The following is a 14462-nucleotide window of genomic DNA, read 5'->3' as shown; positions in this document are numbered from 1 at the left end:
TTTAATAATTACTCGTGTAAGGAATTAGCGCGTTCTGTTCTTCAGTTAAACTTGAATAGCATTCGTTCTGTAGTTTTATAGTGTGATTATAGAAACCTATTGTCTGCTGCAACTGTTTAGAAGTAGTAAGATTATCATCAATAGGTGTAGGATTTTTCAACAAGTCAGCGTACGTGTAACACACTTTAGGAAAATCAGAATACTTATTCAACGTGTCTACCAAACGTTGAGAGTCTTGAATGCTTCTTATTGACGCAAGATGAACGTAACCAATAGCAGACTTGTGTAACAGTTCATTCACTTTCTGCCAATCGTTTTCTAAACGATTAATGTGTTTTTTAAACACGTCGTGAGAAGATGTTTTAGGAAGACGAACAGCAATATTAATATCGCCAGTTAAAGCATAATCCGCGTTTTTAGCATCATCAGAAACAACATTATTATCTAACACGTCAGCGTACGTGTCGTTAAGATTAGCTAACCCAATTTTTGTTTTCAACAGTTTCTGATATTCGCTACTAATGGAAGTTATTTTACTAGTAATATCATCATACGTTAAAACATTTGCTTTCGAACTACTACTGTTAGAATCTGTTTTCCTTAAAGTTTTTTTGCGAGTCGTACTAGTAGTTTTAACAGTCGTCTGTTTTGGTGCGTTAACAGTTTGAGTTTTTAAAGTAGTAAGAAAATACGCGCCCCACACTATGATACAAACAATAGTTAAAATAACTATTTTTGCTATCAAACTTGAACGGTATAGTTTCCTAAAAGAAGAGAACAATTTAATAACACTATTTTCCATCATTTACTCCATCCTGTTTTTTCTTAAGCTTGTAAGCACGCTTATAATAAGGTAAGAGAGAAATAATCGCAGGCTTATGAGAAGAATGTAAAATTAAAGCCATGCCAGTAGGAATACGACGTATCTCATCAGGCTCAATAACAGCGTAACGATCAGAACGAATACTAGTATTTAAAACATCCAAAAAACTCATACTATTACTAGAACCTTCTTCACTAAACTTTACGCGACGCTTACCAGTAAGCTCACTAATCTCATCCAGCTCAGCGCGCAACGATAAACCACCAAGAATAATTTTATGGCTTGAATCCCACATTTGACCTTCAGCTTTCTCATAAGCATCTTCAGCCTGCTTGCGAGACTGAAAACATGCCACAGACCAAATACCCTCACCAGTACCAGCAGTAAAAAGTTGAGGAAGCTCAGTCCAAGGCTCAATATTAGCTATCTCATCAAGAATAAAAGCTAGAGGCGGTTGAAGACGACCACCCTTCAAACGCGGTGCTACGCGCCGTGCTGCGTCACGTACTTGTGTTAAAAACATTGCCATAAATGCGCCAGCACCAGTGGCAACAGCAGACTCCTTATCAGGCTTTAAATCACACAACAAGTACACTGTGTCTGTTGACTGAACAAACTCTTCTAAATCAATACACTTCTCATTCTCTTTAGGGCATAAAGCATGCTGAACTTGAGGAAGACTTAGCGCGCTAAAAGCACCACCAACACCAAACATTTTACTACCACGCAAACGTGGATCATCATGCTGTAAAACAAGAATATTCTGCGCCCACTGTGACGCTACACAATGCTCAGGATGACGAAGAAGAATATTAGCAGCAATTTGACAAGACGTGTAACTTTGAGACCAAGAATACACGTCCACAAGAGATTTATTTTCCAGTGCTGCCGCTAACAGCAAGGCTTGTACAATATCAACACTCATTTTAGCGAAAGCAGCATTATCGCCACCAATACTAACAGTAGAAACCATAGTTTCAGCGCAAGCTCTAGCAACCTCAGGCTTAATGCAACGAGCTATAGGATTCCAAATAAGGCGAGGCGGAAGATCATCATCATTTGTTCTTGCCGCAACATTCATAGGATCAAACAAGTAAGTGTTACCACCGTTAAAATGAAGAGGCTTATCATACTTATCAGGCTTATTAGGCGCATTCTGCCAGCGAGTAGGATCAAACCACCCTTTAGAACGGTAATGCCAAGTAGCATCAACAACATCACGACGAGAAGACGTAGTAACAACCGCCCCAGCACACTCCATAACCATAGGAATAATCACATTAGTAGTCTTACCGCTTCGAGCAGGCGCTAATAAGTACAACGGTTGCTCAGACCAAACCCAGCTTGAAACACCATGGCAAACACCAATATGAACACCAGTCCACCTTGCAGGAAGAGGCTTATCATTTTTCCAACCATTCTGACGGTACAAGTCACGAATCATAGGAACAGCATGCTCAGCATTCTTAGAAACAGCTTGCGCGGAAAGATAACGAATAGCACCATGTTGCCTTAATAAATCTTTACGAGTATTCAAATCATCTCTAAAACGCTGCTCATCATCCTTATAAACCCACCAAAAAACAGCTTGCGCAGCAAACACGAGTAAACATAGTATGAAAGCAGTAGTAGCTAAAAGCTTGTAAGAAAATAATGCTAAAAGAAGAGTAACTAGTAGCAAAATAATAGTAGGAAAAAGTGTTGAACTAAAACGCGCTTGAGGCTCAGAAATAGCGCGAACTAGTGGAGTATGCTCATTAAGAATAACACCTAGTTTTGTTGTTAAAAATTTTTGCCAAACGTTGATAATTTTCTCTTTACCACTCATCATTTCTTCATGAGAAGTGGTTAAACCAACACCTAAACGCTTACTACTCATAGAACTAACCTTTACGACCTTTATCAGTATTAAACAGTTTGAAAGCCTCATCGCTCATCATTGGAAACACTAGTTGACGTAAACTCTTACCCACACGCCACAAGCCAACACCCTGAGGAAGCTTATCAATAACACTTAATTCTTCACTAGTAATATCTTCAATAAGTTTTTCAAGAGTAGAAATTGATGCCGAAGACTGACGGTATAAAATCATGATTTCACTCTTCGTAAAAATACCTTGAATCATAGCTTTAAGACCGCTACCTTCGTTCGCAAACTTGTCTAAATCAGCAAGCTCATGAACAAGCATCCAGTTTGAAACACCAAGCTCACCACTTAAACGAATACGCTTATCCCAGCCAGCAACAAGCTCAGGATTAGAAAGCAGATTCCAACCCTCTTCAGCAATAACAAGACGGAACAAACCATCATGAGAATAACAAATACGGTCAATAGCAGCACTCATAGCAGCAACATAAGTAGCGCGCTTAACATCATTATGCTCATCAATACTACCCGTGTTAAACACAATGATTGGAGCATTAGTATCAATACGAACTGTTGATTTCTTCTCAAAATTACCTTTAAGAGTACCCTCTATAAGACGGTTAAAAACAAGTATAAGACTATTCGCAGCAATGCGAGCTTGACGAGTATCTAAACCTCTTATATTACTGTTCTCAACCCAGGTAGAAAGAAGCAAATTCACTAAATCAACAATCGTAGGCTCACTAACAGGAGCGAAATATTCAACAACCTTATCAAGAACAGCAGTCTCAGCCATAACAAGAGGCTCATTAGCAGAACGAATAGCAGTTATCAAACTTCTAAGCGCACTAATACGAAGATCAGCACACACGTTCTGCCACTGTTCAACACTAACATTTTCAGGCTTAACACCAGCGTCAAGCGGATTAAGATAATTACCATTGCCAACAGAAATAACCTGACCGCCTAAAGCCTCAGCAACACGCGCCCACTCACCCTTAGGATCACCCTCAATAATAATATGCCTGCCGTAAGCAATCTCACGAATAGCAAGAGTCTTCAAACACACGCTCTTACCACTACCCATAAGACCAGCAATCATAGCATTCACAGAAGTAACCATATGTTTCCTATAAGCACTCCACGGATCAAAGCGGAACGGAACGCCAGTAAAATGGTCAACACCAATAATCTCACCGTCAAGAAGAGAACGACCAGAAGCCAAAATAGGTGTAAGAACACTACTAGAACGAATCGAAGTCGCATGCCAAGGAATCCACGCGCTAGTAACGCCACCAAACTTAAAATTACCCGTAAGCTTTTGAACCCATGAACGTTTCTTAACAACTAAACCATCATCGCTTAAAGATACTGCTTTCTCATCAGCTAAACGATCCTGATAATTAGTTTTCTTAATAGCCTGCATATTAGCAATAGTTCGTTTCTGAGCCTCAAAAATAGCATTATTCACGCGAACACTACGATTATTCGCAAACCATTTTTGACCATGAGTTTCTAAACGAGCTAAATCGCGTGCAGTAAACTCAGGAAGCACACTAAAAGCGCTTAAAGTTCCTTTAGAAACAACCTGCGCTTTCTCTCTATCACCATCATCAATCATGATCTACCTGCCAAACCCATAGGAAGCGCGTTAAGCCAACCCACCCACTGTTGACAAGTCATACGATCGTAATGAACAAAACTAGTTTTTGTCACAAGCATGTTAGTCTGATCATTCAACACATACAAGTCAGGAGATATTAAAGTAACATAACCTTGAAACTCAACTTCAGCATTAAATTTAGGTAACTCTTCTAAACGTTGACGAATAGACTCTAATTCTTGATCATACTTTTTAGAACTCACGCGCCCAATACGCTCATTAATGCTTTTAATACGCTCAAGCTCAGCTACACGATTACCTAGCACTTTTTGCGCTTTATGTCCTTCAATACAACGCCACACTTGAGTAAACACCATAGAATACGTTTTTTGAACAATAAACTGTTTCAAAAAACCACTATAAACACTCTTCTCAGGAAACTTATCAATCCAGTACGTGCGCGCATACATGCTACCAACTTGAACTTCGTTCGCAAACTCAGTGTAAGAAGTAGAAACAGGAATAGTATCATCCAGCTCACCATGCTTACTTAAAATAGTGTTACTACTAGGATCAACCATTGTTTTCATAAGACCACGAACTTGACCATAGTTAAGCCAAAGAATAGAAAACTCTTTATCAATACCAGCATCCTCTAAGAAACTAACAATAGGTATAAGACGAGTTTTCAACAATTCACTAATACCACGAATACCGCCACCATGCGTTGTAATAAAATTCTGTGCTTTCTCAACATCAACAGTAACAGTCAAAATCAGATCATGACTCATAACCTTATGAAGTTGAGAATTAACATTACCAGCATCACGCTTACTAAAATCCTCTTCACGCGTAAAACTATCATCACGAACATTCTCTACAGGAAGCGAACGCGCTTGAGTAACAATACGAACAATATCCTTATGCTCAGCTAAAGAACTTAATAAATCACTCCAAGCCAGCGCGCGCTCATCTTGAGTATCAGCACTCAAAAATAAGAATGGTATAGCAGTCATCTTTAAAACAGCCGTCGCCTGACCATTCTCCTTATCAAACAAGAAGCAAGCACCGTTATAATCAGTGTTAACTACCTCAACAGGCTTAATAATCTTATCTGTAACACCAGCAACATCAATATAACCAACAGTACTAAACGCGCTCATAGGACTCATCGTCCAACGTGTAGCACCAGTCGCTTCGCGAACACCAAAGCCAAGCCTAATAGCAATAATCTGCCACAAGCTCCTACCATGAAAAGTAACCAGTGAAATAATAAGAATAAAAAACGCAGGAATATTAGTAAGTTGAAAAAGACTACCACCTAGAAACAGTGGTATAAGACACCAAATAATACACATGAATCCGATAACAACCTGATGAGTTTTCCAAAACAGGATCACACCAGCATTAGAAACAGGACTAAAAGAAGCACTAATACGATTACTCATAGCAAACTACTTTCTTTCTCTTTCTTCATAACTATTATTTTCAGTAACATGAACGTCTGCTGAAGGCGTACTATTGTTTGAAACCGTGTGCTCATGTACATCAGCATCAACACGAACGTTAGGTGTTATTTGTGGACTACTAGGCGTAGTAACATACAAATCTTGAGGCTCAGACTTTTGGCTAATATTTTCTTGAGTGTTCACGTTTATTCCATCAACATGAACATCAGGCGTACTAGACTCATTCTGACCATTATCAGAAACTGAAACACTTAAACCATTAACAGTATGAACATCAGAATCTTTCAAACTATCAGTATTATTATTCGAAGAATCATGCTCATTAACAGATGGCGGAACATCTATACGATCAGCATTAGAGTGTTCACCATTATTAAACGTTGAAAATGGCTTACCACTACTATTATTAAGGTCATCACCAGTACCAGTACTATTAGAATTACTACCACGGTAAGAAAGCATTTGCGCAGCAGAATTTAAACCATTCCTCACCTTGCTTGAAGCAAAAGGACTTTGCGCAGCATTATGCAACAAGTCAGAAGTAGAGCCACCAGTACCAGGAATCTTACTATCAAGCATTGAAGCAACACTACCAATACCATTAGCAGCTTTAGCAGCCATGCCACCAGCTGCCATTCCCCCAGCAGCTAATCCTCCTGCCGCCGCGGACGCTCCACCAGTAGCAACAGCAACAGCAACCGAAGCAGCAAGTTTAACAGTATCTTCAACCGCCTTACCCGTTTTCTGTTGCGATGTTGCCATAGTATTCAAGCCGCTAGAACCAACACCAAGAACTTTATCAACAATACGAACAAGAACCCAAGGGCAGAAAATAGAAACATAAACTGCAAAAGTAACCATCATCAAACAGTTAACAGAATCACCAATAGTTAAACACAATTGACCAGATAAGTATACGAGAATAGCAACAAGAGGCTTATACAAAATTACGCCAGTAATAAAACTAGCCCACTGCCTGACGCTAGAACGAAGCGAATTTAAAGGAATAAGCATAATAGCAATAGGCGCGAACGCTACAGCAAGAATAAGAAGAAAAGCCCTACCAATCATAGTGATACTAAGAAAACATGATCCGATAATACAAATCATGCAAAGAATCATCACCCAAATAACACTAACGCCACCAGACGCAATACTACCTATTTTTATAGAGTCACTAGAATAAGACCAAGCTAAAATCCTACTAGTTACGTCTTTCTCAACACTCAACGCGTTCATAACAAAAGTAATAAGAATGACTGTTATAGGCCATGCCATTAAAGTTAAGAAAATGCTAGTAATAGCATCACCAATAGAACCTCTAAGCATAGCCTTAACAATCGCATATATCCCACAAGCGATAGCTACAAACGCCATAACGCCAGCTATATGATTAGCAGTATCAAGACTGATATCCCATTGTGAAGTTGACACGTCACCGCTAGACAACGCAATTCTTGCCGTCTGCTTATAAACGTCTACCGCACTTTCAATGAACTTTTTCTCAAGCCACTTTATAGGATCTGTCAACCATTCAAACATTCTGTAAGTTCCTAACTATCGCATGTGGAAAAACATTGTTTATCAGATAATCTTCTGCTGAGTAGCCCAGTTAATAAGACCACCAGAAGAAGCAATCAGAGCCGCTGCTATAAGACAAATAATCGCTGCACTAAGAGAAATTTTTTGTCCCATGCCACTATTAGAAACCTTGCTTATCACCCAGCCAGCAACAGCAACAATAAACACAATAGCGAGTATCATCAGAGCAGCACCCTGAGTACCATTAGCAATATTTCCTAACGCTCCCATAAAAGGAAAATAGTTAAAATCAGACTTCATATCTGATGGACTAAACGCTAGTATTTTTGCGAACATATTCATACAATCTCCTTTCATGAAATAAGTTCACACTAATATGTTCACGCGTAAAAAACACCATTTATATAAACGCATAAAAACAGATATTTGAAACACGGTATGTTTCAAAAAATGTTTTAAACATTAGTCACAAAAGAACTAAAATGGTCAATTCCAAACATCATAAGACCAGACAGCATGCTTAACGCGAACGCGCCAAGAAAAACAGTAATAAGAATTCGTGTTCCTGCACTATCGTCAAAAGGATTACCAGTACACTTACAGAAAATAAAACGAATCACGCCACAAATAAACGCAATAGCGCAAACAAGAATAGACAATCCTAGAATACCATTAAGTAAACTAACTAAACTTTGAGGAACCCAATCATAATCAGGCTTTAACTGTGTTGCTGAAAAAACGTAAAAAATACGCATAATAATTCTCTTTTCTATTTAATACCAGTGATGCTCATTCCACCACTGCAAAGCTTTACAAGGTGAACCATACTGAGGACGATTTTTAATGTATGATAAGCCCCACCTGATCTGTGTTTCAGCATTATCACGCCAATCAATGCCAGCAGACGCCATTTTGTCAGCAGGTAAACTCTGAGGAATACCATATGCTCCTGAACCACGATTTTCCGCATTCCAACGCCAACCAGACTCTCTATTCCACATTTGAACAAGGCAAGAATACTCATCATCACCCCAACCGTAAGTAGAGTGCATAACACACATTGCTATTCTCTTAGCCTCATCAGGTGAAGCATGAACACCCTTATTTTTAAGATCAATCGCACAATCAGAAACATCATATTTAACAGCACCAGCCTTCATGTTCTTCTCACAAAGACCTGAAATATTAATAACAGAACCAGAAGCAGGCTGAGAAACACCGGCAGAAGAAGAACCAGAAGCATTAGAAGAAGCTACGCCACTACCGTTATAACGGTAGAAATAGTTCAAGCCAGCATCTAAATACTTTCCTATACCAATCTCCTCATTACTAGCAGCACACTGATCACCCGGATTACCATCTTCAATACCAGAAGGGCAAGCATGACGCGCGCCACCAAAAAGACCGCCACCTAAATACGTTTCCGTATGCGCTTGAGGATTAACAACAATGTCGCCACGCAACAACTCATGCTGAGCGTTACGATAATTACCACTCCACACGCCCTCATTAAACCCGTGAGATTTAAGAACACTACCCATAGAACGAGTGTTAAAAGCTCCACCAGTTAAATTAATACCAGCATTCTTAACAGCAAAAAATACTAGTGATGAACAATCATAATCAGGATTACCACCACGTCGAGCCTGCGAGTAGCCGTGTGAATTATCCAACGCTACAGCCTCAACATAAGTAGCAATACTTTCAGCAACACTATTAGAAGACTTTTCAGGCGGATGATAATTAGACTTAGTGAAAACTTCCTTACGATTAACGCCAGAAGGACTACCATTATTCAACAAACTAGTATTACCATTATTTAAACAGTCAGCATAAGCTTTACTACCAGCCATTCCAATAAGCAGCCAGCCGATAAGCATAAACATAATAAAAACAGGCGTAAGAATACTAGCGGTAACAGCAATCGACGCTTTCTTCAACAAGCTCACACCGTCACCTCACCGCTATAAGAAGAATCATTATGTTCAGCTGCAACAAGGAAACCCTTGCTAAAAATAGTTATTTCTCTAGGAATCCACGCGCAATAATCACTCACATTCTCGCGGCGGCTCTGATAAACGTGCGCTGATAAACTACCAGAACCATAAGGCATATCCTTTTGAAGGAAATGGTATGCAACAGAACGCATCACAAGAATAGCGAGATGAAGAATGTCAAGAGCATTCTCAGAAGTTTTTAAAACCGTAACAGTATTATTAAGAAGCGTTTCAGAATTTGTTATAGCAAAATAGTATGTGAGTAAATAAGTCGCAACAATCGCAACCTTGCTCAAATACTCTTCTTCTAAATCAGAATGCCAGTAGTTTAAACAACTATAAGCATTCCACGCAAGAACATTAGTTAGTAAATCAACTAGACTACCGCCAGTAGGAAGATTAACAGTACCTTTAGCTGAAATAGTAATACTAGAACTAACACTAAGATTCCTACTAAACGTAACAAAACTAGTAGAAAACTGTTTCTCACGAACAAGTATTTTCTCTAAACGTTTAAAATACCTTTCTTGCTGCTTTTCGCCCAAATTTTGTGCGTTCAGAATTTCTTGAAATGAAAGGTAAGACAAGTTATTTCTTGGATAATACAATCGTATTAAACCATCTATACTATTCTTCTCATATGCTTTACAAACGCTAGCATCATGTGATACGTATGTTATTTCACTACCATAAGGCGCATGCTCACCAATAAACGCTTTAGAATGCCTACTACTATTAGAGTAGAAAATAATAGTAATAGTATTATTCGTATCACTACTAGTATCCCTATTAAGCGTAACCGTAATATTATTAGAATACGATTGAATATTAGGTGTATAAGCTAATTTAGTTCGAATAAAAGGCACGCAAGCATAAGTAACAGGCACACAAAAAGTTTTCAAACTACTAAAATTCGCTTCAACAACATTATGAATACCATTAGCATCACGATACCCAATCTGAATATCAGTACGAAGTTGCGCGCTAGCCACAACCTTAATATCATGCGAATTAAAAACAAAATGTTTAATACACTGAGGAACAATATTTGCTTGAAGTAGTAGCACAGGATCGTGCGCATCGACGCCTAAAACAGGTATAAACGTCTCATCAACAATAAGTTCAGGAACTTGAGAAAAACGTTTAGCAATAAGTAGGATACTAGGCGCGTCATACTCATTTAAAACACGAATAGTATCACACAAGTGCTTAAAACTATTCCTATCATTAACGCATTTGTTTAAATAGTCTTGCGCTTGAACTAATAAATCTTCTACAGTTACAGTGCTCATATATTGAAGTCCTCCTACAATATATATGCACGCAAAAAAACGCTTGTTTATATAAAACAAGTTTTCAAGTGTTAAAAACAGTTTTACAAGCTACCATCAGTTTTAGGGAAAGGCTGTTCTTTTGGACTAGGAACACTCCAGCCTCCACTATACGAACTACCAGAACTGCCTCCTGAACCGTAACTAGTAGAACCACTTGAACTACTACTGTGATTACCAGTATTTGAGCCACTACTTCCACCACTATAACTGCTGCTGTGACTATCATCAGAAGATTGTTCATGTTGAGCAGACGTATCATTATTAGAATGACGACTAGTAGAACGAGGCGTAAAATGACGTCTAAATCTATAACTGTTAGTCTGATTTTGTGTCTTCTGCTGCGACTGTTGCTGTTGCGCTTGCTGCTGCTTACTAGCATCATCAGCATTCTTCTTATCAACAGCATCCTGAGCTTTAGCTAACTTGTCAGATAAATCTTTCCAACAATTTTCAAACTCTTTAACAGTAAACTCTTTATCAAGCACAGAGTGCGCGCTATCAATACTAGTTTTCAAACTATTAAACAAAGTTTCATCAACATCATGATACTTATCATACGTTTCTTCGGCAGACTGTATTAAATGCTCTAATTTAGACTTTTTACTTTCAGCCTTAGCTTCACGAATCTTACGAACAAGCCTCCTATTAGCTTTAACTAAATCTTTCAAAGACTTCTCATACCACCGTAAACTACCTTGAACAACACTAAGCTCAGAACCAGAATTAACAGTACAAGAAACAACATCAGGGCGACTCTGCGAAACCATGCTATTAAGATTGTCAACTAGCGAAAGAAGTCTACGATTTGAAAGCTTTTTAGCTTGAGAAACAAGCCTACTACTACGCTTAGCTTCAGAATCATACTTATCTTGCAACTCTTTAATCTTAACAGTAACAATACTGCATTGCGACACTGTTTTACTGTGTGAAGAAGAAAAACTAACCATTACAAGCAGGATAAGAAGTATCAACGCAACAAAAACACTAATAATAGTTTTTAAATGCTTAGCAACAGCTTTCTTAACACTAACTAGTAGCGAATGTTCATGAATACTCTTACTATTATCATCATTAGCTTCAGATAACTGTTGACTACTTATATTATTAAGCAGATCATAATCATCATCACTACTAGTATCTACAGTAGTTCCTTCACTACCAGCTTCTTCTAAACTAGTTTCTTCATTTTCTTGTTTCTTCTTAAAAAAATTATGAAGAAAAGATGAACTCTTACGCTTCTTAACAGGATCATCGGCAGAAACCGTCATATCTTGCGCAATAAGATCACGTAATAAATCAGAATTCTTACCATCACTAGTATCAGTAGCAACAGCAACAGTATCAGACACTTGGTCAAAAAACGATGAATGCTGCTTTCCTACACTACTATTAGACTTACTCTCATCAGGCATAAAAGCAGTAGCATCATCTTGAGAAAGAAGTTTCTTACTACTATTTTTAGCATCAACTTTCTCAGGCTTTTTACGGTAAGAACGTTCTAGATTATACATGCTTATTCTTTTTAATGATTATGACGAATTTCATTCATTAAACAAAGTACTTTTTCAACCTGTTCAGGCTTAACACCACGTTTAATCACAGCGTTTTTCTCATCTTCCTGTAACACTATTTTCGTTAAAGCCCACTGAGAGCCAGCAAGAAAAGCAGTAATTAAAGCAGGATTAAAATTATATGCGCTAGCACAAGCCCACTGAGCTTCCACACAAAAATTAGTTTCACCAACACCACGTGAAGACGCGTAAATATCATCATTAAAAGAAGATGCGCCTAGCGTACGCTGCATAAATATTCTCCTAAATATTATAAAATTCGTGTAACAATGAACTCAAATTATTCTTGATGGCTTTTTAAATACTGCTCAATAGCAGTATGAACCCATTCTTTAACATCAGACTCTTTAACATTTTCAGGAATCCAAGAGCTAGGAATATGAACATATTTTTTAACATTTTGAACACTACTTTTTACATCACCGTTCGCAAGCTCACTAATCTTATCTTTATCTAACGTGCTATTTGACTTACTGTAATCTTCAATAGCAGATAATTGATTTGAAGATAGTTTAAAATCATCATCTTTAGCATACAAGTCGTTTATAGTATTACGCACAATAGTAGGAAGCGTTGTTAAACGGCAAGCAACATTAGCGCCAAGACGTTTCGAATCTACACACTCTAATAGTTTCTTAGGTAAGTCAGCAAGCTTAACAAGACGAGCAACAGTAGACTCTGAAGTATTAATCTGTTGAGCCATAATGCTTCTAGCAGTTCCATTACCGTTTTTAAAACCTTGATGTTTCAACGCTTCATAGCGTTGCTTATAAGCATGCGCTAATTCTGAAACAGCGATATGTGGTCGTTGCAAATTAGAATCAACCATCATAATAGTAGCTTCATCATCAGAAACCTGCTTAACAAGAACAGGAACAGTTTTCAAACCCAGCTTTTTAACCGCATGAAGTCTACGATGACCAGAAATAACCTGATACGAGTCATCAACCTTACGAACAACAAGAGGAGTAATAACACCCTGAGTGCTAATAGAATCAACTAAATCGCCCATAGCATCATCATCTTTAACACTAAAAGGATGATTAGGGAAAGTTTTCAACAAATCAACCTGAACCTCTTGAGGCTCAACATTAGTTTCTTCATCAATATTACGAAACATGTCTTTAACACTACTAATGTGCCTATCAGTCACGTCAAACGGGTTAATCTTACTCTTGCTCATAAAAAATCCTTTCAAAAAGTATAGATAGTAGTTTTACTATCTACTAATATGTTCACGCGTAAAAAACACCGTTTATATAAAAAAAGTTACTTACAGTAAAATAAAATTTTTTACAAACACGTTAAAAAGTTAATTATCTAAAATTCCATAACGATTACGATACAAATCTAGTTTATGTAATGCCTCAAAAACATCAGCATTAGAAACATAAATATAACGTTGAGTAGTATCAACACTCTCATGACCAAGCAGTTCTTGAACAATACGAAGATTATGCGTTGCATTATACAAGTGTGTAGCATACATTCTACGCAAAGCGTGAGTAGGGTAACCAGTACACCGTTTAATTTTACGGTAAACAGTATCACCAATAATATGTTCACCAGAATGCTTAGGATCGTCAGAAGGAAACAGCCAGCCCTTAGGACGTTTCAACATTAACTGTGCTAAAGAAATAGACAACGGTACTAACCGTTCCTTATCACCCTTGCCATGAACAAGTAAAGAATAATTACCATTATTTAATACAATATCTTTACTGTTAACACGAGCAATCTCATTACGACGTAAACCACCTTCAGCAGCAAGACGAATCATCAACTCAATATTCTCACCTTGATGCTTAGAAATAGATTCAGATATTTGCTTCCAAGACGCAATAATTTGTCTTTTAGGCTTACGCCTACTAAGCATAGGTAAATCTTCAACAATCGGATACTTTAAATACTTAGCATTATACAAGAAATTGTAAAACGAGCGAATAGCATTCAAATCAGAACGTCGTGTTTCTAATTTAACACCACGATTGCTCCAATTCTTAATATTCGCAACAGTAACATTTAACGGATTATCAACATGCGTATAACGTTGCAAATAACGTAACTTATACTCCCAAACACTAACAGTATTAACACTAATACCACGGTATGTGCAATCATCTTTCCATAAAGAAATGTAATAATCCCACAAACCAGTATTATTTGCAGTTTTTGCAATTTCAGTTTTCATTTCACGCTCCTTGCGAACTAGTTAAATTAAAATTAGAATCAAACATCTACTTTTAAACGTCTGTA

At 37.7% G+C, this 14462-nt stretch carries 13 protein-coding genes; all 13 read right to left on the bottom strand.

The window, feature by feature from the left end; all coding sequences use genetic code 11:
- Nucleotide 1 precedes the first annotated feature (1 nt).
- The 13 genes from NYP55_RS04590 to NYP55_RS04530 all read right to left on the bottom strand — a co-directional run bounded on the left by NYP55_RS04590 (nucleotide 2) and on the right by NYP55_RS04530 (nucleotide 14397).
- Nucleotides 2–499 carry a hypothetical protein gene (locus tag NYP55_RS04590; protein WP_346284485.1) on the bottom strand — a complete coding sequence of 166 codons (498 nt, stop codon included), beginning with the start codon at nucleotides 497–499 and terminating at the stop codon, nucleotides 2–4.
- Nucleotides 500–791: 292 nt separating this feature from the next.
- Nucleotides 792–2702, bottom strand: a complete 1911-nt coding sequence (locus NYP55_RS04585) for a type IV secretory system conjugative DNA transfer family protein (RefSeq protein WP_076002537.1) — start codon at nucleotides 2700–2702, stop codon at nucleotides 792–794.
- A 4-nt stretch (nucleotides 2703–2706) separates the two neighbouring features.
- Complete coding sequence (locus tag NYP55_RS04580; protein WP_346284484.1) at nucleotides 2707–4311, bottom strand: ATP-binding protein; 1605 nt, start codon at nucleotides 4309–4311, stop codon at nucleotides 2707–2709.
- The gene (locus NYP55_RS04575; RefSeq protein WP_076002539.1) at nucleotides 4308–5741 is read right to left on the bottom strand and encodes an SCO6880 family protein; all 1434 of its coding nucleotides are present in this window, start codon (nucleotides 5739–5741) and stop codon (nucleotides 4308–4310) included. The genes NYP55_RS04580 and NYP55_RS04575 overlap by 4 nt, the downstream gene beginning before the upstream one ends.
- 6 nt (nucleotides 5742–5747) lie before the next feature.
- Complete coding sequence (locus tag NYP55_RS04570) at nucleotides 5748–7304, bottom strand: hypothetical protein (RefSeq protein WP_076002540.1); 1557 nt, start codon at nucleotides 7302–7304, stop codon at nucleotides 5748–5750.
- A 42-nt stretch (nucleotides 7305–7346) separates the two neighbouring features.
- On the bottom strand, nucleotides 7347–7646 hold the full coding sequence (locus tag NYP55_RS04565) for a hypothetical protein (RefSeq protein WP_076002541.1): 300 nt from the start codon (nucleotides 7644–7646) through the stop codon (nucleotides 7347–7349).
- Nucleotides 7647–7759: 113 nt separating this feature from the next.
- A complete protein-coding gene (locus NYP55_RS04560; RefSeq protein ID WP_076002542.1) occupies nucleotides 7760–8059 on the bottom strand; it encodes a hypothetical protein in 300 nt (99 codons plus the stop codon).
- An 18-nt stretch (nucleotides 8060–8077) separates the two neighbouring features.
- The gene (locus NYP55_RS04555; protein ID WP_155760785.1) at nucleotides 8078–9253 is read right to left on the bottom strand and encodes an aggregation-promoting factor C-terminal-like domain-containing protein; all 1176 of its coding nucleotides are present in this window, start codon (nucleotides 9251–9253) and stop codon (nucleotides 8078–8080) included.
- Nucleotides 9250–10593, bottom strand: coding sequence for a hypothetical protein (locus NYP55_RS04550; protein ID WP_472781616.1), 1344 nt, complete (start codon nucleotides 10591–10593; stop codon nucleotides 9250–9252). Before NYP55_RS04550 ends, NYP55_RS04555 begins: the two co-directional genes overlap by 4 nt.
- 83 nt (nucleotides 10594–10676) lie before the next feature.
- Nucleotides 10677–12146, bottom strand: a complete 1470-nt coding sequence (locus NYP55_RS04545; protein WP_076002544.1) for a hypothetical protein — start codon at nucleotides 12144–12146, stop codon at nucleotides 10677–10679.
- Between the two features lie 11 nt (nucleotides 12147–12157).
- The gene (locus NYP55_RS04540; protein WP_076002545.1) at nucleotides 12158–12439 is read right to left on the bottom strand and encodes a hypothetical protein; all 282 of its coding nucleotides are present in this window, start codon (nucleotides 12437–12439) and stop codon (nucleotides 12158–12160) included.
- A 47-nt stretch (nucleotides 12440–12486) separates the two neighbouring features.
- Nucleotides 12487–13389 (bottom strand): ParB/RepB/Spo0J family partition protein, encoded by a 903-nt coding sequence (locus tag NYP55_RS04535; RefSeq protein ID WP_076002546.1) that lies wholly within the window; start codon nucleotides 13387–13389, stop codon nucleotides 12487–12489.
- 129 nt (nucleotides 13390–13518) lie between these two features.
- Entirely contained in the window at nucleotides 13519–14397 is an 879-nt protein-coding gene (locus tag NYP55_RS04530) for a tyrosine-type recombinase/integrase (RefSeq protein WP_076002547.1), read from the bottom strand.
- Nucleotides 14398–14462: the final 65 nt, after the last annotated feature.

Source organism: Gardnerella sp. c10Ua_31 (assembly GCF_055700915.1).
This window is presented reverse-complemented; position numbering and strand designations above follow the sequence as displayed.